We start from the raw sequence: 20,838 nt of genomic DNA on the forward strand, positions 1-20,838 counted from the left end.
TCGTGCGTACGCAACGCCGAAGGCCCGGTCCCGCCAAGATCTTTGGCGGGACCGGGCCTTCGGGCTGAGCGTTACGCCTTGCGCAGGCGGAACGTCAGGGACAGACCCTCGTCGGTGAAGGTCTCGCCGTAGGCGTCGTCCGCCTCGCCCTGAGCGAAGTCCGTGGCGAGGACCTCGTCGGCGATCAGGCCGGCGTGACCGGTCAGGGCCGCGACCGTCGCCTCGTCCGTGGCGGTCCAGCGCAGCGCGATGCGGTCGGCCACGTCGAGGCCGCTGTTCTTGCGGGCCTCCTGGATCAGCCGGATCGCGTCACGGGCCAGACCCGCACGCCGGAGTTCCTCGGTGATCTCCAGGTCGAGGGCGACCGTGGCACCCGAGTCCGACGCCACCGACCAGCCCTCGCGCGGCGTCTCCGTGATGATCACCTCGTCGGGGGCGAGCGTGATGGTCTCGCCGTCGACCTCCACCGACGCCGTCCCCTCGCGCAGGGCCAGGGACAGGCCGGCCGCGTCCGCGTTCGCGATGGCCTTGGCCACGTCCTGGACGCGCTTGCCGAACCGCTTGCCCAGGGCGCGGAAGTTGGCCTTGGCCGTGGTGTCGACCAGGGAGCCGCCGACGTCGCTCAGCGTCGCGAGCGATTCGACGTTCAGCTCCTCCGTGATCTGCGTGCGCAGTCCGGCGTCCAGCGCGTCGAAGCCCGACGCGGCGATCAGGGCCCGGGAGAGCGGCTGCCGCGTCTTGACGCCCGACTCCGCGCGCGTGGCACGGCCCAGCTCCACGAGCCGGCGCACCAGCACCATCTGCTTCGACAGCTCCGGGTCGATGGCCGTGAGGTCCGCCTCGGGCCAGGAGGACAGATGAACCGACTCCGGGGCGCCCGGGGTGACCGGAACGATCAGGTCCTGCCAGACCCGCTCGGTGATGAACGGGGTCAGCGGGGCCATGAGCTGCGTCACCGTCTCGACGACCTCGTGCAGCGTGCGCAGCGCCGCCTTGTCGCCCTGCCAGAAGCGGCGACGGGAGCGGCGGACGTACCAGTTCGACAGGTCGTCGACGAACGCGGACAGCAGCTTGCCGGCGCGCTGGGTGTCGTAGGCGTCGAGGGCCTGGGTGACCTGGTCGGTGAGCGCGTGCAGTTCGGACAGCAGCCAGCGGTCCAGCACCGGGCGGTCGGCCGGGGCCGGGTCGGCCTCGGACGGGGCCCAGCCCGACGTACGGGCGTACAGGGCCTGGAAGGCGACCGTGTTCCAGTAGGTGAGGAGCGTCTTGCGGACGACCTCCTGGATGGTGCCGTGGCCGACCCGGCGGGCCGCCCAGGGGGAGCCGCCTGCCGCCATGAACCAGCGGACCGCGTCGGCGCCGTGCCGGTCCATGAGCGGGATGGGCTCCAGGGTGTTGCCCAGGTGCTTGGACATCTTGCGGCCGTCCTCGGCGAGGATGTGGCCGAGGCAGACCACGTTCTCGTAGGACGACTTGTCGAAGACCAGGGTGCCGACCGCCATCAGCGTGTAGAACCAGCCGCGGGTCTGGTCGATGGCCTCGCAGATGAACTGCGCCGGGTAGCGGGCCTCGAAGGTCTCCTTGTTCTTGTACGGGTAGCCCCACTGCGCGAACGGCATCGAACCCGAGTCGTACCAGGCGTCGATGACCTCGGGCACGCGCGTGGCCGTGCTGCCGCACCCGTCCTGCGGGCAGGCGAAGGTGACCGCGTCGATGTAGGGGCGGTGCGGGTCCAGGCCCGACTGGTCGGTGCCGGTCAGCTCGGTCAGCTCGGTGAGGGAGCCGACGCAGGTGAGGTGGTCGTCCTCGCAGCGCCAGATGGGCAGCGGCGTGCCCCAGTAGCGGTTGCGGGACAGCGCCCAGTCGATGTTGTTGTCCAGCCAGTCGCCGTACCGGCCGTGCTTGACCGTGTCCGGGAACCAGTTGGTGTTCTCGTTCTCCGCGAGGAGACGGTCCTTGATCTCCGTGGTGCGGATGTACCAGGAGGGCTGCGCGTAGTAGAGCAGCGCGGTGTGGCAGCGCCAGCAGTGCGGGTAGCTGTGCTCGTACGGGATGTGCCGGAAGAGCAGGCCGCGGCTGTCGAGGTCCTCGGTGAGCTTCTCGTCGGCCTTCTTGAAGAAGACGCCGCCGACGAGCGGGACGTCCTCCTCGAAGGTGCCGTCCGGGCGGACCGGGTTCACGACCGGCAGGCCGTAGGAGCGGCAGACCTTGAGGTCGTCCTCACCGAAGGCGGGGGACTGGTGGACCAGACCCGTGCCGTCCTCGGTCGTGACGTACTCGGCGTTGACGACGAAGTGGGCCTCGGCCGGGAACTCCACCAGCTCGAACGGGCGCTGGTACGTCCAGCGCTCCATCTCGGCGCCCGTGAAGGTCTGGCCGGTGGTCTCCCAGCCCTCGCCGAGGGCCTTGGCGAGCAGCGGCTCGGCGACGACCAGCTTCTCCTCACCGTTGGTCGCCACGACGTAGGTGACCTCGGGGTGGGCGGCGACGGCCGTGTTGGAGACCAGGGTCCAGGGCGTGGTCGTCCACACCAGGAGCGCGGCCTCGCCGGCCAGCGGGCCGGAGGTGAGCGGGAAGCGGACGAACACGGACGGGTCCACGACCGTCTCGTAGCCCTGCGCCAGCTCGTGGTCGGACAGGCCCGTGCCGCAGCGGGGGCACCAGGGGGCGACGCGGTGGTCCTGGACCAGCAGGCCCTTGTTGAAGATCTCCTTCAGCGACCACCAGACCGACTCGATGTACGCCGGGTCCATGGTGCGGTAGGGGTCGTTGAGGTCGGTCCAGAACCCCATGCGGGTGGTGAGCTCTTCGAAGGCGTTGGTGTGCCGGGTGACCGACTCGCGGCACTTCGCGTTGAACTCGGCGATGCCGTACGCCTCGATGTCCTGCTTGCCGGAGAAGCCGAGCTCCTTCTCCACCGCCAGCTCCACCGGGAGGCCGTGGCAGTCCCAGCCGGCCTTGCGGGCGACGTGGTAGCCGCGCATGGTGCGGAACCGGGGGAAGACGTCCTTGAAGACGCGGGCCTCGATGTGGTGGGCGCCGGGCATGCCGTTGGCCGTGGGCGGGCCCTCGTAGTAGACCCACTCCGGGCGGCCCTCGGACTGCTCCAGGCTCTTGTTGAAGATCTTCTGCTCGTCCCAGAAGGCGAGCACGGTGTGCTCGAGGGCGGGCAGGTCGACCTGGGCGGGTACCTGGCGGTACGTCGGCGATGTCATCAGCGGGCTTCCTCCGGCGGACTTGCTGCCTTCCGTCCGGAGGGACGAGAGCTACGTCATTGCCTGCGCCGCCTTCGGCGCGCTCCCGCGGTACCACCCTCCTTGGCCCTCCGGTGCGGGGTGTGCGCCGGTGAGCCCCCTCATTGGGGTCGCGATGCCGGCTCTACTGGCCGCTGCTGTTCGGCTGCGGCTTTCTTCCGGCGGCTCCGGGGTGATCTTCACGTCGCGCTCGCCCCCGGGCTTCCACCGTCCCCGGGTCGCTCTGGGCTGCCTACGCCGCTACTCGTCCCCATCCACGCTTTTCGCTCCGCCCAGTGTACGGCGCCGGGCGGACAGCGGCCGACCGCTTTTCGGGGCCGCTGGGGACGGGGTGGTGCAAGAGGTGACGTTTGGGTTTGATGACCCGAATGGAGTGGTATAGGTGTTCGGATCCTGGGACGTCCGGCTCGGCGGATTACCGGGCGGGGAGCTGGGCACAACGGATGCAGGTTCGCCGCGCGGCATGCGCGAGGCGGGCGAATCGGGCGGTGTGCCCCGTTGCCGCGGGACTCAAGTCGATTTATCGTCCCAGCACGATTCGCGAGCAAGATCACAATATGTGAAGGGGCCGCGGCCATGGTGGCGAAGAAGACCGCCGTACAGCAGCCGGCGTCCGGCAGGTCCGCGGAGGCCTCCGGCGGTGCGCCCAAGGACCCGGGCGGGAAGAAGACCGCCCAGGGAGGCTCGGCGGGGCGGGCGGCGAAGGGGGCGACCGAGAAGGCGACCGAGGGGACGAAGGCGGCTGTCACCAGGACCAAGGCGGCGGTCAAGAAGGTGACGGCCAAGAAGACCGCGGCGGGAAAGGCCGTGGCCAGGAAGGTCGTGGCGAAGACGGCGGCGGCCGCCGCGGCCAAGGGGCCGGGCGAAAAAACCGAGGCCGGGAAGACGGCGGTCGAGAAGACTGGGGCCGACAGGGCTGAGGCCGATAAGGCTGAGGCCGCGAATGCAGGGCTCGAGGGGACTGCGGCCAAGAAGGCGGGGACCAAGAAGACGGCGGTCAGGAAGTCGACGGCCAAGAAGGCCGCGGCCGACAAGGCCGCCGGCGCGAAAGTCGCGGGCAAGAAGGCGGCGGCCAAGAAGGCGGCTGCCGATGCGGAGCAGAAGGCCGCGGGTAAGAAGGCGGCTGCCGGCGAGGCCGGGGAGAAGAAGGCCGCAGGCAAGAAGGCGGCTGCTCAGGAGACGGCGGGGAAGAAGGCTGCTGTCGGCGAGAGCGCGGGGAAGAAGGCAGTGGCCAAGAAGGCCGCCGTCGGTGAGGTCGCGGAGAAGAAGGCCGCGGTCAAGAGGGCGAAGGCCGCCAAGGCCGTCGCCGCTGAGAAGGGCGTCGGGGCCGAGGGCGTGCGCGCCGGAGGCAAGAGCACCACCACGAAGAGCGCGGCCGGGAAGGGCACTGCCCGGACCGGAGCGGTCACACAGGACAAGGCCGGCCACAGCACGGCCGAGAAGGCGGGCGCGGCCGAGGCCGCGACGCAGACGGGAGCGACCACGGTGGGTGCGAAGAAGACTCCTGGCGCGGCGACGGCGGCCAAGACCGCCGTCCCGAAGGCACGGGTCGCCGCGGCGGAGCCCGGTGAGCTCGCGGTACGCCCCGGGGAGGACCCCTGGACGGAAGCGGAGGTCGAGGAGGCGCGTGCCGAGCTGACGTCCGAGGAGACTCGGCTGCGTGAGGAGATCACGTCGTCGGAGCGCTCGCTCGCCGGTCTGATGCGCGACTCCGGGGACGGAGCGGGCGACGACCAGGCGGACACCGGCACCAAGAACATCACTCGCGAGCACGAGCTGGCCCTGGCCGCCAACGCGCGCGAGATGCTCATCCAGACCGAGCGCGCCCTGGACCGCCTCGACTCGGGCACCTACGGCCTGTGCGAGAACTGCGGCAACCCCATCGGCAAGGCCCGGATGCAGGCCTTCCCGCGGGCCACGCTGTGCGTGGAGTGCAAGCAGAAGCAGGAGCGCAGGTACTGACCGACGGCCGAATGCCGCCTGAGCACGTGGGGCCCACAGGGTGTGTCGTACCCTCGTCCTCAGTCAGGCACCTAGGTTGAGGGACTCACGTGGCAGAGGCGGAGCGCATCATCGGTACGCCGGACACACCGGATGCCGCCGGGGACGGGCGGGAGCGGCCCGAGGACACGGCGTCGGGGGAGCGCTCCGACTCCGAGGCCACGGACACGCGGCCCCGGGGCAAGCGCCGTATCGCGGTGCTGTTCGCCGTCGCCTCGTTCGCGTACGCCCTCGACCTGATCACCAAGATGATCGTGGTGGCCAAGCTGGAGCACCACCCGCCGATCGAGATCATCGGGGACTGGCTGAAGTTCGAGGCGATCCGCAACGCGGGTGCGGCCTTCGGCTTCGGCGAGGCCTTCACGGTGATCTTCACCATGATCGCGGCGGCCGTGATCGTCGTCATCGCCCGGCTCGCCCGCAAGCTCTACAGCCTGCCCTGGGCGCTCGCGCTCGGAATGCTGCTCGGCGGGGCGCTGGGCAACCTCACGGACCGGATCTTCCGGGCGCCGGGTGTCTTCGAGGGCGCGGTCGTGGACTTCATCGCGCCCAAGCACTTCGCCGTCTTCAACCTGGCCGACTCGGCGATCGTGTGCGGCGGCATCCTGATCGTGCTGCTGTCGTTCAAGGGGCTCGACCCGGACGGCACCGTCCACAAGGACTGACAGGCGCCGTACGGGGCTGTCGGACCCGTCCGGCATACTCGACGGGTGAGCACGATTCCCGAGATCCGTACCCTGCCCGTGCCCGATGGCCTGGAGGGCGAGCGCGTCGACGCCGCCATCTCCCGCATGTTCGGCTTCTCCCGGACCAAGGCGGCCGAACTCGCCGCCGCGGGGAAGGTCACGGTCGACGGGTCGGTGGTCGGCAAGTCGGAGCGTGTGCACGGCGGCGCCTGGCTTGAGGTGGAGATGCCGCAGGCGCCCGCGCCGGTGCAGGTGGTGGCCGAGCCGGTCGAGGGCATGGAGATCGTGCACGACGACGATGACGTGGTCGTGATCGTCAAGCCCGTGGGTGTCGCCGCGCACCCGTCGCCGGGCTGGACCGGGCCGACCGTCATCGGGGGCCTGGCCGCCGCCGGGTACCGGATCTCCACCTCCGGCGCCGCGGAGCGCCAGGGCATCGTGCACCGCCTCGACGTCGGCACCTCCGGCCTGATGGTCGTGGCCAAGTCGGAGTACGCGTACACCTCGCTGAAGCGCCAGTTCAAGGAGCGCACGGTCGACAAGCGGTACCACACGCTCGTCCAGGGCCACCCCGACCCGACCAGCGGCACCATCGACGCGCCCATCGGCCGTCACCCGCACCACGACTACAAGTGGGCGGTCACCGCCGAGGGCAAGCCGTCCGTCACGCACTACGACCTCATCGAGGCCTTCCGCGCGGCATCGCTCCTCGATGTGAAGCTGGAGACCGGCCGCACCCACCAGATCCGCGTCCACATGGCCGCCCACCGGCACCCCTGCGTCGGCGACCTGACCTACGGCGCCGACCCGACCCTCGCCAAGCGCCTCGGCCTGACCCGCCAGTGGCTGCACGCGGTGCGCCTCGGCTTCGAGCACCCCGGGGACGGGCAGTGGGCGGAGTTCTCCTGCGACTACCCGGAGGACCTGCAGAAGGCCCTGGACCAGGTCCGGGAGGAGACGTACGCATGAGCACTGCGCGCTACGCGGTGCGCGTCGCGGAGGACCCCGCCGACCGTGAGGCGTGCTTCGCGGTGCGCAAGGAGGTCTTCGTCGGCGAGCAGGGCGTGCCGGAGGACCTCGAGTACGACGCGTACGACGCGGGGGCGGTGCACGTCCTGGCCGTTCAGGAGGACGGCCTGCCGCTCGGGACCGGGCGGCTGTTGTACGGCGAGGCGGCCGTGGCGCAGACCGGGGCCGACCCGTCCGTGGGCTCCCTGGGCCGGCTCGCCGTGACCGGCCGGGCGCGCGGCCTCGGTGTCGGGGTCGCCCTGGTGCGGGCCATCGAGGACGCCGCACGGGCGCGCGGGCTCGCGGCCGTGGACCTGCACGCCCAGACGCACGCGCTCGGCTTCTACGCACGGCTCGGCTACGAGGCGTACGGGCCGGAGTACCTGGAGGCGGGCATCCCGCACCAGGGGATGCGGCGTTCGCTCTAGCCGCTCGCCGCGGGTGCCGAAACGGTTTGTCCGTGGAGTTGCGTGGCAGGCTTGAGGTCAGTCGTGTGACCGTCTGACCTCCCGGAGCGCTGACCGTGGATCAGTTGGCCCTGTTGTTCGTGCTGCTGCTCGGGGCCGTGATCAGCGTCCCGGTCGGGGACCGGCTGGGAGTGCCCGCGCCGGTGCTGATGACGCTCCTGGGCATAGTCCTCGCGCTGCTCGAGTTCGTACCGAACGTCGAGATCCCGCCGGACCTCATCCTGCCGCTGCTGCTGCCGCCCCTGCTGTACGCCGCCGTGCGCCGCACGTCATGGCGGCAGTTCGCGGCGAACAAGAGACCGATCTTCCTGCTGGCCGTGGCGCTGGTGTTCGTCACCATGGCCTGTGTGGCCGCCACCGCCGACGCGATCGTGCCGGGGCTGCCGCTGGCCGCGGCGTTCGCGCTCGGTGCGCTGGTCGCGCCGCCGGACCCGGTCGCGGCGACCGCCGTCGCCGGGCAGCTCGGGCTGCCGCGCCGGCTGGTGTCGATCCTGGAGGGCGAGGGGCTGTTCAACGATGTGACGGCCATCGTCCTCTACCACGTGGCGATCGCCGCCGCCGTCAGCGGGACGTTCTCGCCCTGGCAGGCCGGGCTCGATCTGGTGCTGTCGGCCGTGGTGGGGGTGGTCGTGGGCATCGGGCTGGGCTGGGGCGCGAACAAGCTGATGGAACTGCTAGGGGACGCGACCCTGCAGATCGGGCTGACCCTGCTGGTGCCGTACGCCTCGTACGTCATGGCCGAGGAACTGCACGGGTCCGGGGTGCTCGCCGTGCTCACCACCGCGGTGTTCCTCGCGGAGTACGGGTCCGACGCCGACGACGTCATGACACGGCTGGCCGGGCACACGTTCTGGAACATCGTCGACACCCTTGTCACCGGCGTCGCCTTCGGGCTCGTGGGTCTTGAGCTGCACAACGCCATCCGCACCGCGTCGGGCCGGTGGGGCGAACTGCTCGGCTGGGCGGCGGTGGTGGTGGCCGTCGTCGTGTTCGTACGGCTGCTGTGGCTGCTGCCGGCGACGTGGCTGACCAAACGGCTGCACGCGCGGCGGGACTACGACGAGGACATCCCGGTGAGCTGGCGCGAGACGGTGGTCATGTGGTGGTCGGGGATGCGCGGAGTGGCCTCGGTGGCGCTGGTGCTGGCCATTCCGCTGGAGACGGACGCGGGGGCGCCGTTTCCCAACCGGGACGAGCTCATCTTCATCGCGTTCGGGGTGATCGTGGCGACGCTGGTGGTGCAGGGGCTGACGTTGCCGTGGCTGGTGCGGCGGCTGGGCGTGAAGGCCGACACGGACCAGGAGAAGGAACTCGCGAAGGAACTGGCGATCCGGGCGTCCAAGGCGGCGAAGCGGAGGCTGCGCGAGATCGAGGAGGAAGAGGAGCTCCCGGAGGAGTTGTCCGAGCAGATGCTGCGGCGGGCCTTCGACATCGGGGTGCGGATCAGTCCGGAGGTCGCTGAGGACGAGCGGCGGGAGGCTTCCCGGGAGCGCGCGCGGCGGGTGAAGCGGGTGCGGCGGATCCAGCAGGAGATGCTGAGCGCGGCTCGGCACGAGGTGCTGGCGGCGCGGAGCGAGCCGGGGGCCGATCCGGAGGTCGTGGACCGGGTGTTGCGCCATCTCGACGTGCGGTCGATGCGGTGAGTGGTTTCCCGGCGGGGTCTTCGCCGTCGGCGGCTGACGGGTCGTAGGGTCGTCGTATGGCGCGCAATGTTGTGATCAGTGGTGGAGGGACCGGGATCGGGCTCGCGGCGGCGCGGGCCTTCGCCGCGGGCGGGGATCAGGTTCTGTTGCTCGGGCGGCGGGCCGACGTGCTGGAGAAGACCGGGGTGCCGGGGGCGCGGACGTATGCGGCGGATCTCACCGAGCCGGCGGACGTGCGGGGTGTGGCCGCTTTCGTGGAGCGGGAGTTCGGGGCCGTGGACGTCCTCGTGCACAGCGCCGGGGGCAACGGGCTGCTCGAACCGGGCCCCGGGCCTGACGATCCGCTGGAGGCCGTCGCGCACAGCTGGACCGTGAACTTCCGGCTCAACACCCTGACCGCCGTACTGCTCACCGAGGCTCTGAAGCCGCGTCTCGCCGAGCCCGGCGGGCGGGTGCTGTTCCTCGGTTCCATCGCCGCCTACCGGGGATCAGGAAGCGGTGCGTACGCGGCGGCCAAGGCGGGACTGCATCCCTACGCCCATGATCTGGCCCGGCAGCTGGGGCCGCGCGGCATCACGGTGAACGTGGTCGCGCCCGGCTATGTCGAGGACACCGAGTTCTTCGGGGACGCGATGAGCGAGGAGCGGCGGGCGCGGCTCGTCGAGGAGACCTCGACCGGGCGGGCCGGGACCCCCGGTGACGTCGTCGAGACCCTGCACTGGCTGGCCTCCCAGGGTGCCGGGCACATCACCTCCCAGATCATCCAGGTCAACGGCGGGGCCGAACGCGGTCACTGATCGCACGGGAAGGGGCTGCCCACGATACGGGCAGCCCCTTCCTGTCGGCCTTCCCACCGGCGTCGTCGGCTTCGTCAGCGCTCCGGCCTCGCCGAGCCGTGATAGCGGCGCTGCTGGGGCGGGACGCCGTCCTGCGACGGGCGGTGGCCGTTGCCGTTCCAGGACGGCGGCAGGATCGCGTCCGCCGTGTTGACCCGGGGGAGGGCGTACGGGTGCTCGTCGCTCAGCCAGCGGATCATCTCCTCGCGCACCGTGACCCGCACCGTCCAGATGTCGTCCGCGTCCTTGGCCGTCACCAGGGCCCGCACCTGCAAGGTGCTCGGGGTGGTGTCCGTGACGCACAGGTTGTAGGCGCGGCCGTCCCAGGCCGGGCACTCGCGCAGGATGTCGCGGAGCTTCTCGCGCATCTCGTCCACGGGGGCCGTGTGGTCGACGTGCCAGAAGACGGTGCCGGTCATCTGCGGGGTCCCGCGCGACCAGTTCTCGAACGGCTTGGACGTGAAGTACGAGACCGGCATGGTGATCCGGCGCTCGTCCCAGGTGTGGACGGTCAGGAACGTCAGCGTGATCTCCTCGACGGTGCCCCACTCGCCGTCCACCACCACGGTGTCGCCGATGCGCACCATGTCGCCGAAGGCGATCTGGAACCCCGCGAACATGTTGCTCAGCGTGGACTGGGCGGCGACACCGGCGACGATGCCGAGGATGCCGGCCGAGGCCAGCAGCGAGGCGCCCGCCGCCCGGAACGCCGGGAAGGTCAGCAGCATGCTCGCCGCGGCCACCACGCCGACGACCGCGGACACCACCCGCATGATCAGCGTCACCTGGGTGCGCACGCGTCGGACCCTGGCCGGGTCGCGGTGGGCCCGGGCACTGGCGTACCGGCTGTAGGACGTCTCGACGATCGCCCCCGCGATACGGATCACCAGCCAGGCGGCCGATCCGATGAGCAGCAGCGTCAGCGCCTGGCCGAGGCCCTCGCGGCGGTCTTCCAGTAGTTGTGCCTCGTCGTACGACCCTCTCAGGAGGGCCGCGAAGAGCACGAGCTGGTAGGGGATGCGCCCGCGGCGGAGCAGACCCCACAGCTGGGTCTCGTGGTGTCGTTCGTCGGCCTTGCGCAGCAGGTAGTCGGTGGCCCAGCCGATCACCAGCGTGAGCACCACCGAGCCACCGACCACGATCAGCGGTCGCAGCAGGTTCTCCATGCCCCCGAACCTAACCGGCTCGCGGCGGGCATGAACCTGTGACTTCCGTCCGGTCGTGGGTACTGCCGCGAACTCGGGTTGTCACACCCGGCTGGCACCATGGCTTCATGAACATCATGCTGTTTCACTCGACCCAGGGGCTGCGGCCCGCGGTGCTCCAGGCCGCTGACCGGCTGCGCACGGCCGGACACGAGGTGTGGACGCCCGACCTCTTCGAGGGGCGCACCTTCGAGACGGTCGAGGAGGGCATGGAGCAACAGGAGAAGATCGGCAAGGACGAGCTGCTGAAGCGGGCCGTGCTGGCGGCGGCGCCCTACTCCGAGCGCGGGCTGGTGTACGCGGGATTCTCGCTCGGCGCCTCGATCGCCCAGACCCTCGCCCTCGGCGACGACAAGGCGCGCGGGCTGCTGCTCCTGCACGGCACGTCGGACATCGCGCCGGATGCCACGGCCGACGACCTGCCGGTCCAGCTGCATGTGGCGGAGCCGGATCCCTTCGAGACGGACGACTGGCTCAGCGCCTGGTATCTGCAGATGGGCCGGACCGGCGCGGACGTCGAGGTGTACCGGTATGCCGGGGCCGGCCATCTCTACACCGACCCCGACCTGCCGGACTACGACGAGGAGGCCGCCGAGGCCACCTGGCGGGTGGCGCTCGGCTTCCTCGACAGCTTGTAGCCGGCGGTCATCCGGCTAGCGGGGGAAGCACTCCTTGGGCGGGTTCTCCAGGGAGGCGAAGTGCCCGGACCAGATCCAGCCCACCGGGTGCGAGTCGTAGGTCCGGAACCACCTCGCCCCCGAGGGGGTCGTCGTGGTCGAGCACTGGATGCGCTCCTTGGTGCCCGCCTTGTCCACGCGGTACCGCTCCGACGAGGAATCGGGCTTGGCGTAGACGGGGGCGCCGTCCGGGTTCAGCACGGACAGAGTGACGTAGGCCGGTGCCGCGGGGGCGGATTCCTGTGCCTGGGCGGCGGTGGCGGTACCTCCGGCGAGGGCCAGAGCGGCCACGACCACCGCGGACTTCGTCGAGACACCTTGGAAGGTGACCATGTGACTCCTTACAAGTACGCGTCGGTAGCGCTGACGAATCGTCAACCTACGGAGAAAGACGTAGGAGTCGCTCGTACAGTTGATGCCGTGAGGCGTCTTCTTCATAGACGGCCGCTCACACCGGGTCGTAGACCCGCTCCAGCTTCTGTGTGCCGTTGCGGGTGCGGTAGGAGCGGGTCCACTTGGCGGTCGCGTCGCGGTTCGCGCGGTCCGAGAGGACGTAGTAGTCCATCTGCGCCCGCTCGGCCGTGATGTCCAGGACGCCGTAGCCGTGGCGGTCGGTGTCGACCCAGTGGACGTGCCGGTTGGCGGCGCGGATGACGGGTGAGGCGACCGCGGAGACCGTGCCCTCCGGGACCTTGACGATGTCGTCGAGGTTGTCCGAGGTGACCGAGGTGACGACGAACTCCGTGGCGGCGGACGGGGACAGCGGGTACGTGCCGGCGTCCACCGGTACGTCGTTGGCCCAAGCCATGTGGATGTCGCCGGTGAGGAAGACCGTGTTGCGGATCGCGTTGGCGCGCAGATGGGCGAGGATCTCGCGGCGGTCGTCGGTGTAGCCGTCCCACTGGTCGGTGTTGAGGGCCAGGCCCTCCTGCGGCAGACCGAGCAGCTTGGCGAGGGGCTTCAGCAGATCGGCGGAGAGCGAGCCGATGGCGAACGGCGAGATCATCACCGAGTTGCCGACCAGCCGCCAGGTGGTGTCGGACGCCTTCAGTCCCGCCTTGAGCCAGTCGAGCTGGGCCCGGCCGGTGAGCGTGCGGTCCGGGTCGTCGACCTCGCCGTTGCCCACCTTGACCTGCTGCGAGCGGAAGGACCGCAGGTCCAGCAGCGAGAGGTCGACCAGCTTGCCGAAGCGCAGCCGGCGGTAGGTGGTGCCCGCGATCGCCGGGCGCACCGGCATCCACTCGAAGTAGGCCTGCTTGGCCGCGGCCTGGCGGGCGGACCAGGCGCCCTCCGCGCCCTCCGTGTGGTTCTCGGCACCGCCCGACCAGGCGTCGTTGGCGAACTCGTGGTCGTCCCAGATCGCCACGACCGGGGCGGTGGCGTGCAGGGCCTGGAGGTCCGGGTCGGTCTTGTACCGGGCGTGCCGGATCCGGTAGTCGGCGAGCGTGACGATCTCGTGAGCCGGGGCGTGCGGGCGTACGACCGTGCCGCGCGTGCCGTACTCGCCGGTGCCGTACTCGTAGATGTAGTCGCCGAGGTGCAGCCAGGCGTCCAGGTCGCCGCGGGCCGCGAGGTGGCGGTACGAGGAGAAGTAGCCGGCTTCCCAGTTGGCGCAGGAGACCACGCCGAAGCGGAGGTTCGTCACGGCCGCGTCGGCCGCCGGGGCGGTGCGGGTGCGCGCGGCGGGGGAGTCGGTGCCGCCGGAGGAGAAGCGGAACCAGTAGTCGGTGGCGGGTCTGAGACCGCGGATGTCGGCCTTCACCGTGTGGTCGGAGGCGGCCGTCGCGGTGGTGGAGCCCTTGGCGACGATCGTGGTGAACGCCCGGTCCTCGGCGACGACCCAGCTCACCTCGGTGTCCGGGCCCAGCCCGGAGCCGGGTATCGCCTCCGGGACGGGGGTCACACGGGTCCACAGCAGGACGCCGTCGGGCAGGGGGTCACCGGAGGCGACGCCGTGCAGGAAGGCGGGAGCCTGGCCGGCGGCGCGCGCGGGCAGTGAGGCGGCGAGCGGCCCGGCCAGGACAGCGGTCGCCGCCGCGGCCTTGACGACCGTACGGCGGCGGGGGTTGAGGGAGTTGACGCCCTCGGACGTTTTCGACGATCTGTATCGACTGGTCACGGACGATCAGGTTACTGATCGGTACGCACCAGAGCGGGCGAACTCCGGAAGTTCGCCCGCTCTTCACGTGGTGGCCCGTGCCGGACCGGCCGTCACTTCTTGAGGGCCTCGCCGACCACCCTGTTGAAGTCGGCCACGGTCATCAGCGGTGTGCCCTGGCTGTCGGCGGTGAGCTGCTTGCCGTCCATGACGAAGCCCGGGGTGCCCGTCACACCGTCCTTGTTGTCGTCGAAGGTCTTCGACATGGCCATCGCCCAGGCGTCGTAGGTGCCCTTCTCGACCGCGTCCTGGAACTTCTTGTTGTCCTTCAGCTCGGGGACGGTGTCCGCGACCTTGATCAGGTAGCTGTCGTCCTTGAACTTGTCGGTCGTCTCCTCCGGGTGGTACTTCGCCGAGTACAGCGCCGCCTTGTAGTCGAGGAACGCGGCGTCGCTCACGTTCAGCGCGGCACCCAGGGCGCTCAGCGCGTTCTTGGAGCCCTCGCCGTTGTCCTTGTTGTCGATGAAGGTGGCGCCGATGAACTGCATCTTGTACTTGCCGTCGTCGATGTCCTTCTTCACGGTCGGACCGACGGTCTGCTCGAACTGGGCGCAGACGGGGCAGCGCGGGTCCTCGTAGACCTTCAGGGTCTTCTTGGCCGAGTCCTTGCCGATGACGACCGTGGTCCCCTTGGTGCCGGTGGTGTTGGCCGGCGTGACGACCTTGGCGTCCTTCTGGCCCTCCCAGTAGCCGGGCTTGTTGGCCTGGACGACCGCGTAGCTGATGCCGCCGGCTATCGCCAGGACGCCGACGATGGAACAGGCGACGACGATCTGCCGCTTGACCTTCGCGCGCTTGGCCTCGCGCTCGCGCTCGGCGCGCAGCCGCTCGCGGGCCGCCGTCTTCGCCGCCTGGGTGTTCCGCTTGCTCATGGTGATGTTCTCCGTAGGGGGACGCGCACACGTGGGTGTGCGGAATGCGTAAGGGGGAGTGCCTGTGCTCGATAGCTCGAAAGCTCGAAGTGCGGGAGCGCCTCAGACGAAGGCGGGCGAGCACGGCGGTCCACGCCGTCCCAGGGAGTACGTGAGGATCCGGTCGCGGGCGGTGGGCGTGCGGTCGGCGGCGGGCGACGGCAGGCACCGCCCGGCCGGAGCCCGCTCCACGGCGACCGCCAGCAGCAGCGGCCGGACTCCGGTGGAGACCGCCGCCGCCACGGCCCGCAGCAGCTGGGCCAGGGCCCGCTCGCCGCGGCGCAGCCAGACGGCGGCGACCAGGCCCACGCCGATGTGCGCGCCGAGCAGCAGCCATGCGGTGGCCGGATCGGCATGCGCGACAGCGGCCGCGAGCCGGTCGGTGCCGGTGGCCCCGGCCATCCGGGCCAGGGGGGTGCCGACCTCGCCGCCCCCGCACAGCACATCCAGGCCGACCGAACGCAACGGACCGGCGACCGGGCCGCCCGCCCTGCCGTAACAGGCGTGCTGACCTGTGGTGAAAACCGTGTCTGCGGCCAGTTCCAGCGGGATCAGCAGGGCCGCGATCCTCCCGAAGGAGCGCTCGCGGCCGGCCAGGGCGTACGCGATCACGAACACGGCGGCGGCGACCGCGGCCACCGTGCCCATCGGGAGCGGGGCCTGGGACAGCAGCACGTGCGACGCGGTGCTGAGCGTCACGACCACTGCCGTGAACAGCGCCGCGCGTACGGCTCTGAGCTGGATCCCGGATATGTCCATAGCGAAAGGAGAGTCTGTCATGGGAGCCGGTAAGGGACCCCTAAAGGATGCCTGTGGGAGAGCGGACGGCGAAAGCCCCGGCTACAGGCCCGGAATCCGGCCGTTGCGGAACAGGTCCACGAAGGTCTGGTGGTCACCGCGCGCGCGTGCGCCGTAGCTGTGCGCGAAGTCGACCAGCAGCCCCGGGAAGCCGTCCTCGTCGGCCGCGATCGCCGCGTCGATGGCCCGCTCCGTGGAGAACGGCACCAGGGACTCCCCGGACTGGTCGTCCGCCGCCGAGTGCATCGTGGCCGTCGCCCGGCCGAGGTCGGCCACCACCTGGGCGATCTCCTCCGGGTCGTCGATGTCGCCCCAGTCGAGATCCACCGCGTACGGCGAGACCTCGGCGACCAGCTGGCCCGAGCCGTCCAGCTCCGTCCAGCCCAGCCACGGGTCGGCGTGGGCCTGGAGGGCGCGCTGGGAGATGACCGTGCGGTGCCCCTCGTGCTGGAAGTAGTCGCGGATCGCCTGGTCCGTGATGTGCCGGGAGACGGCCGGGGTCTGGGCCTGCTTGATGTAGATCACGACATCGTTCTCCAGGGCGTCGCTGTGGCCCTCCAGGAGGATGTTGTACGACGGCAGCCCCGCCGAGCCGATGCCGATGCCGCGCCGGCCGACGACGTCCTTCACCCGGTAGGAGTCCGGGCGGGCCAGGGAGCTGTCCGGCAGCGTCTCCAGATAGCCGTCGAAGGCGGCGAGGACCTTGTAGCGCGTGGCCGCGTCCAGCTCGACGGAGCCGCCGCCCGGCGCGAAGCGGCGCTCGAAGTCGCGGATCTCCGTCATCGACTCCAGCAGGCCGAACCGGGTCAGCGAGCGGGCGTCACGCAGCGCGTCCAGCAGCGGGCCCTGCGCGGTGTCCAGCGTGAACGGCGGCACCTCGTCGCTCTTCGCACCCGTCGCCAGGGCGTGGATGCGCTCGCGGTAGGACACCGCGTAGATCGTCACCAGCTCGGAGATCTGCTCGTCGCTGAGCGCCTTCGCGTACCCGATCAGCGCGATGGACGCGGCGAAGCGCTTCAGGTCCCAGGTGAAGGGGCCGACGTAGGCCTCGTCGAAGTCGTTGACGTTGAAGATCAGCCGGCCGTTCGCATCCATGTACGTGCCGAAGTTCTCCGCGTGCAGGTCGCCGTGGATCCACACGCGCGAGGTGCGCTCGTCCAGGTACGGGCCGCCCCGCCTCTCCGCCTCCAGGTCGTTGTAGAAGAGGCACGCCGTACCCCGGTAGAAGGCGAAGGCCGAGGCCGCCATCTTCCGGAACTTCACACGGAACGCGGCCGGGTCGGCGGCCAGCAGCTGGCCGAAGGCGGTGTCGAAGACGGCGAGGATCTCCTCACCGCGGTGCTCGTCGTCGAGCTGCGGGAACGACATCGCTGGGTGCCTCCTGGTGCAGATGTTTCAGGGCGGCAGGTCCGCCCTTTGACTAACGCGCGGCGGGGCGCGGGAGTGCCCCGGACCCTCGCATGAAGGTACGCGGGTCAGCCCTCGGAGTGTCAGTGCCGAGGCATAGACTTCGACGCTGTCCCCCAGACTGTGCGCAGCCTGTCGGACCCCATTCGACGTATGTTTTCTCTGGAGGCCGCTGCCGTGTCAAAGCCGCCGTTCACGCACCTGCACGTCCACACCCAGTACTCGCTGCTGGACGGTGCCGCGCGGCTGAAGGACATGTTCAACGCGTGCAACGAGATGGGCATGTCGCACATCGCCATGTCCGACCACGGCAACCTCCACGGGGCGTACGACTTCTTCCACTCCGCGCAGAAGGCCGGGGTCACGCCGATCATCGGCATCGAGGCGTATGTCGCGCCCGAGTCCCGCCGCAACAAGCGCAAGATCCAGTGGGGCCAGCCGCACCAGAAGCGGGACGACGTCTCCGGTTCCGGTGGTTACACCCACAAGACGATGTGGGCGGTGAACAGCACCGGCCTGCACAACCTCTTCCGCCTGTCCTCCGACGCCTACGCGGAGGGCTGGCTCCAGAAGTGGCCCCGGATGGACAAGGAGACCATCTCCCAGTGGTCCGAGGGCATCGTCGCCTCCACCGGCTGCCCCTCCGGAGAGGTCCAGACCCGGCTGCGCCTCGGCCACTTCGACGAGGCCCTCAAGGCCGCCGCCGACTACCAGGACATCTTCGGCAAGGACCGCTACTTCCTGGAGCTGATGGACCACGGCATCGAGATCGAGCGCCGGGTCCGCGACGGCCTGCTGGAGATCGGCAAGAAGCTCGGCATCCCCCCGCTGGTCACCAACGACTCGCACTACACCTACTCGCACGAGGCGTCCGCCCACGACGCCCTGCTGTGCATCCAGACCGGCAAGAACCTCTCCGACCCCGACCGCTTCCGGTTCGACGGCACCGGCTACTACCTGAAGTCCACCGACGAGATGTACGCCATCGACTCCTCGGACGCCTGGCAGGAGGGCTGCGCCAACACCCGGCTGGTCGCCGAGATGGTCGACACCACGGGCATGTTCGAGAAGCGCGACCTGATGCCCAAGTTCGACATCCCGGAGGGGTACACCGAGGTCACCTGGTTCAAGGAGGAAGTACGCCGCGGCATGGACCGCCGCTTCCCCGGCGGCGTCCCCGAGGACCGCCAGAAGCAGGCTGACTACGAGATGGACACCATCATCTCGATGGGCTTCCCGGGCTACTTCCTCGTGGTCGCCGACTTCATCATGTGGGCCAAGAAGCAGGGCATCGCGGTCGGCCCCGGCCGAGGATCCGCGGCCGGCTCGATCGTCGCCTACGCGATGGGTATCACCGACCTCGACCCCATCCCGCACGGCCTGATCTTCGAGCGCTTCCTCAACCCCGAGCGCGTCTCCATGCCCGATGTCGACATCGACTTCGACGAGCGCCGGCGCGTCGAGGTGATCCGGTACGTGACGGAGAAGTACGGCGCCGACAAGGTCGCCATGATCGGCACCTACGGCACCATCAAGGCCAAGAACGCGATCAAGGACTCCGCGCGCGTGCTGGGCTACCCGTACGCGATGGGCGACCGCCTCACCAAGGCCATGCCCGCCGACGTCCTCGGCAAGGGCATCAACCTCGACGGCATCACCAACCCCGAGCACCCCCGTTACTCGGAGGCGGGCGAGATCCGGGGGATGTACGAGAACGAGCCGGACGTGAAGAAGGTCATCGACACCGCCAAGGGCGTCGAGGGCCTGGTCCGCCAGATGGGTGTGCACGCCGCCGGCGTGATCATGTCCAGCGAGACGATCACCGACCACGTCCCCGTCTGGGTCAGGCACACGGACAAGGTCACCATCACCCAGTGGGACTACCCGAGCTGTGAGTCGCTCGGCCTGCTGAAGATGGACTTCCTCGGCCTGCGCAACCTGACGATCATGGACGACGCCGTCAAGATGGTGAAGTCCAACAAGGGGGTCGACATCGATCTCCTGAGCCTCCCGCTCGACGACCCCACGACCTTCGAACTGCTCCAGCGCGGCGACACCCTCGGTGTCTTCCAGTTCGACGGCGGCCCGATGCGCTCCCTGCTCCGGCTGATGAAGCCGGACAACTTCGAAGACATCTCCGCCGTGTCGGCCCTGTACCGCCCGGGCCCGATGGGCATGAACTCCCACACGAACTACGCCCTTCGAAAGAACGGCCAGCAGGAGATCACGCCCATCCACAAGGAGCTCGAAGAGCCCCTCAAGGAGGTCCTGGACGTCACCCACGGCCTGATCGTCTACCAGGAGCAGGTGCAGAAGGCCGCCCAGATCATCGCCGGCTACTCGCTCGGCGAGGCCGACATCCTCCGCCGCGTCATGGGCAAGAAGAAGCCCGAGGAGCTGGCTAAGAACTTCGTCCTCTTCCAGGAGGGCGCCCGCAAGAAGGGCTTCAGCGACGAGGCCATCCAGGCCCTGTGGGACGTACTGGTCCCCTTCGCCGGCTACGCGTTCAACAAGGCGCACTCCGCCGCGTACGGCCTGGTCTCGTACTGGACCGCGTATCTGAAGGCGAACCACCCCGCCGAGTACATGGCCGCCCTGCTCACCTCGGTGAAGGACGACAAGGACAAGTCGGCCGTCTACCTCAACGAGTGCCGCCGCATGGGCATCAAGGTGCTCCCGCCGGACGTCAACGAGTCGATGTCCAACTTCGCGGCCCAGGGCGACGACGTGATCCTCTTCGGCCTCTCCGCCGTCCGCAACGTCGGCACGAACGTCGTCGAGTCGATCATCAGGTGCCGCAAGGCCAAGGGGAAGTACGTCTCCTTCCCGGACTACCTCGACAAGGTGGAGGCGGTGGTCTGCAACAAGCGCACCACCGAATCGCTGATCAAGGCCGGCGCCTTCGACGCCATGGGCCATACCCGCAAGGGCCTGACCGCGCACTACGAGCCGATGATCGACAACGTGGTCGCGGTCAAGCGCAAGGAGGCCGAGGGCCAGTTCGACCTCTTCGGCGGCATGGGCGAGGCCGAGACCAGCGAGCCGGGCTTCGGTCTCGACGTGGAGTTCTCCCCCGACGAGTGGGACAAGACCTATCTGCTCGCCCAGGAGCGGGAGATGCTCGGTCTGTACGTCTCCGACCACCCGCTGTTCGGCCTGGAGCACATCCTGTCCGACAAGGCGGACGCGGGCATCTCCCAGCTGACCGGAGGTGACTATTCCGACGGCTCCGTGGTGACCATCGGCGGCATCATCTCCGGCCTCCAGCGCAAGATGACCAAGCAGGGCAACGCCTGGGCCATCGCCACCGTCGAGGACCTCGCCGGTTCGATCGAGTGCATGTTCTTCCCCGCGACCTACCAGCTCGTGTCGACGCAACTCGTCGAGGACGCCGTGGTGTTCGTCAAGGGACGCCTCGACAAGCGTGAGGACATCCCGCGGCTGGTCGCGATGGAGCTGATGGTGCCGGACCTGTCGAACGCGGGTACCAACGCGCCCGTGATCCTCACCATCCCGGCCACCCGGGTCACCCCGCCGCTGGTCAGCCGTCTCGGCGAGGTGCTCAGCCACCACAAGGGCGACAGCGAGGTCAGGATCAAGCTCCAGGGGCCGACCAAGACCACCGTGCTCCGTCTGGACCGGCACCGGGTGAAGCCGGACCCGGCGCTCTTCGGTGACCTGAAGGTGCTGCTCGGACCGTCCTGCCTGGCGGGCTGAGGCTCTCGATGCGCGTGAGGGGCGTACCCGGTACCGGGTACGCCCCTCACGCATATGCGCAAGTGAGTGG

The 20,838-nt window shown here is 69.8% G+C and carries 15 protein-coding genes; 8 read left to right on the top strand and 7 right to left on the bottom strand.

All coding sequences use genetic code 11. The annotated features are described in order from the left end of the window. Window positions 1-71 precede the first annotated feature (71 nt). Window positions 72-3,215, bottom strand: a complete 3,144-nt coding sequence (gene ileS / locus ACWIF2_RS12840) for an isoleucine--tRNA ligase (protein ID WP_454360202.1) — start codon at window positions 3,213-3,215, stop codon at window positions 72-74. Window positions 3,216-3,830: 615 nt separating this feature from the next. Between ileS and ACWIF2_RS12845 the strand changes: the two genes are divergently transcribed. From ACWIF2_RS12845 to ACWIF2_RS12870, 6 genes are all read left to right on the top strand, one after another. Then, the gene (locus ACWIF2_RS12845) at window positions 3,831-5,216 is read left to right on the top strand and encodes a TraR/DksA family transcriptional regulator (protein WP_454360203.1); all 1,386 of its coding nucleotides are present in this window, start codon (window positions 3,831-3,833) and stop codon (window positions 5,214-5,216) included. A gap of 89 nt (window positions 5,217-5,305) precedes the next feature. After that, window positions 5,306-5,920: a signal peptidase II gene (lspA, locus tag ACWIF2_RS12850; RefSeq protein WP_454360204.1), complete on the top strand. Its 615-nt coding sequence runs from the start codon at window positions 5,306-5,308 to the stop codon at window positions 5,918-5,920. Between the two features lie 45 nt (window positions 5,921-5,965). Next, on the top strand, window positions 5,966-6,910 hold the full coding sequence (locus ACWIF2_RS12855; RefSeq protein ID WP_114251536.1) for an RluA family pseudouridine synthase: 945 nt from the start codon (window positions 5,966-5,968) through the stop codon (window positions 6,908-6,910). Continuing rightward, on the top strand, window positions 6,907-7,377 hold the full coding sequence (locus ACWIF2_RS12860; RefSeq protein WP_454360205.1) for a GNAT family N-acetyltransferase: 471 nt from the start codon (window positions 6,907-6,909) through the stop codon (window positions 7,375-7,377). Before ACWIF2_RS12855 ends, ACWIF2_RS12860 begins: the two co-directional genes overlap by 4 nt. A gap of 95 nt (window positions 7,378-7,472) precedes the next feature. Continuing rightward, on the top strand, window positions 7,473-9,059 hold the full coding sequence (locus ACWIF2_RS12865; RefSeq protein WP_454360206.1) for a Na+/H+ antiporter: 1,587 nt from the start codon (window positions 7,473-7,475) through the stop codon (window positions 9,057-9,059). 56 nt (window positions 9,060-9,115) lie between these two features. Continuing rightward, window positions 9,116-9,856 (top strand): SDR family NAD(P)-dependent oxidoreductase, encoded by a 741-nt coding sequence (locus tag ACWIF2_RS12870; RefSeq protein WP_454360207.1) that lies wholly within the window; start codon window positions 9,116-9,118, stop codon window positions 9,854-9,856. A 74-nt stretch (window positions 9,857-9,930) separates the two neighbouring features. On the opposite strand, the gene ACWIF2_RS12875 is transcribed toward ACWIF2_RS12870, so the two are convergent. Beyond that, on the bottom strand, window positions 9,931-11,061 hold the full coding sequence (locus ACWIF2_RS12875) for a mechanosensitive ion channel family protein (protein ID WP_454360208.1): 1,131 nt from the start codon (window positions 11,059-11,061) through the stop codon (window positions 9,931-9,933). A 62-nt stretch (window positions 11,062-11,123) separates the two neighbouring features. On the opposite strand from ACWIF2_RS12875, the gene ACWIF2_RS12880 reads away from it, so the two are divergent. Then, window positions 11,124-11,738 (top strand): dienelactone hydrolase family protein, encoded by a 615-nt coding sequence (locus ACWIF2_RS12880; RefSeq protein WP_454360265.1) that lies wholly within the window; start codon window positions 11,124-11,126, stop codon window positions 11,736-11,738. A gap of 15 nt (window positions 11,739-11,753) precedes the next feature. Here the strand turns inward: ACWIF2_RS12880 and ACWIF2_RS12885 are convergent, their stop codons facing one another. The 5 genes from ACWIF2_RS12885 to ACWIF2_RS12905 form a co-directional block, all read right to left on the bottom strand. After that, complete coding sequence (locus ACWIF2_RS12885) at window positions 11,754-12,110, bottom strand: hypothetical protein (RefSeq protein WP_454360209.1); 357 nt, start codon at window positions 12,108-12,110, stop codon at window positions 11,754-11,756. Window positions 12,111-12,225: 115 nt separating this feature from the next. Further along, entirely contained in the window at window positions 12,226-13,896 is a 1,671-nt protein-coding gene (locus tag ACWIF2_RS12890; protein WP_454360210.1) for an alkaline phosphatase D family protein, read from the bottom strand. A gap of 92 nt (window positions 13,897-13,988) precedes the next feature. After that, the gene (locus ACWIF2_RS12895; RefSeq protein ID WP_454360211.1) at window positions 13,989-14,807 is read right to left on the bottom strand and encodes a thioredoxin domain-containing protein; all 819 of its coding nucleotides are present in this window, start codon (window positions 14,805-14,807) and stop codon (window positions 13,989-13,991) included. A 102-nt stretch (window positions 14,808-14,909) separates the two neighbouring features. Beyond that, the gene (locus tag ACWIF2_RS12900; RefSeq protein ID WP_454360212.1) at window positions 14,910-15,605 is read right to left on the bottom strand and encodes a hypothetical protein; all 696 of its coding nucleotides are present in this window, start codon (window positions 15,603-15,605) and stop codon (window positions 14,910-14,912) included. A gap of 81 nt (window positions 15,606-15,686) precedes the next feature. Further along, window positions 15,687-17,012, bottom strand: coding sequence for a DUF2252 domain-containing protein (locus ACWIF2_RS12905; RefSeq protein ID WP_454360213.1), 1,326 nt, complete (start codon window positions 17,010-17,012; stop codon window positions 15,687-15,689). Between the two features lie 216 nt (window positions 17,013-17,228). Here ACWIF2_RS12905 and dnaE point away from each other — a divergent pair, with 216 nt between their 5' ends. Beyond that, window positions 17,229-20,768, top strand: a complete 3,540-nt coding sequence (dnaE, locus tag ACWIF2_RS12910; protein ID WP_454360214.1) for a DNA polymerase III subunit alpha — start codon at window positions 17,229-17,231, stop codon at window positions 20,766-20,768. Window positions 20,769-20,838 lie beyond the last annotated feature (70 nt).

This window comes from Streptomyces sp. NPDC055506, assembly GCF_053643595.1.

Excerpts from the sequence above, each read along its gene's own strand:
- ACWIF2_RS12860 (WP_454360205.1), top strand. The coding sequence starts at position 6,907 with ATGAGCACTGCGCGCTACGCGGTGCGCGTCGCGGAGGACCCCGCCGAC.
- ACWIF2_RS12870 (WP_454360207.1), top strand. The coding sequence starts at position 9,116 with ATGGCGCGCAATGTTGTGATCAGTGGTGGAGGGACCGGGATCGGGCTC.
- ACWIF2_RS12895 (WP_454360211.1), bottom strand. The coding sequence starts at position 14,807 with ATGAGCAAGCGGAACACCCAGGCGGCGAAGACGGCGGCCCGCGAGCGG.
- ACWIF2_RS12905 (WP_454360213.1), bottom strand. The coding sequence starts at position 17,012 with ATGTCGTTCCCGCAGCTCGACGACGAGCACCGCGGTGAGGAGATCCTC.
- ACWIF2_RS12845 (WP_454360203.1), top strand. The coding sequence starts at position 3,831 with ATGGTGGCGAAGAAGACCGCCGTACAGCAGCCGGCGTCCGGCAGGTCC.
- ACWIF2_RS12875 (WP_454360208.1), bottom strand. The coding sequence starts at position 11,061 with ATGGAGAACCTGCTGCGACCGCTGATCGTGGTCGGTGGCTCGGTGGTG.
- ileS (WP_454360202.1), bottom strand. The coding sequence starts at position 3,215 with ATGACATCGCCGACGTACCGCCAGGTACCCGCCCAGGTCGACCTGCCC.
- ACWIF2_RS12885 (WP_454360209.1), bottom strand. The coding sequence starts at position 12,110 with ATGGTCACCTTCCAAGGTGTCTCGACGAAGTCCGCGGTGGTCGTGGCC.
- ACWIF2_RS12900 (WP_454360212.1), bottom strand. The coding sequence starts at position 15,605 with ATGGACATATCCGGGATCCAGCTCAGAGCCGTACGCGCGGCGCTGTTC.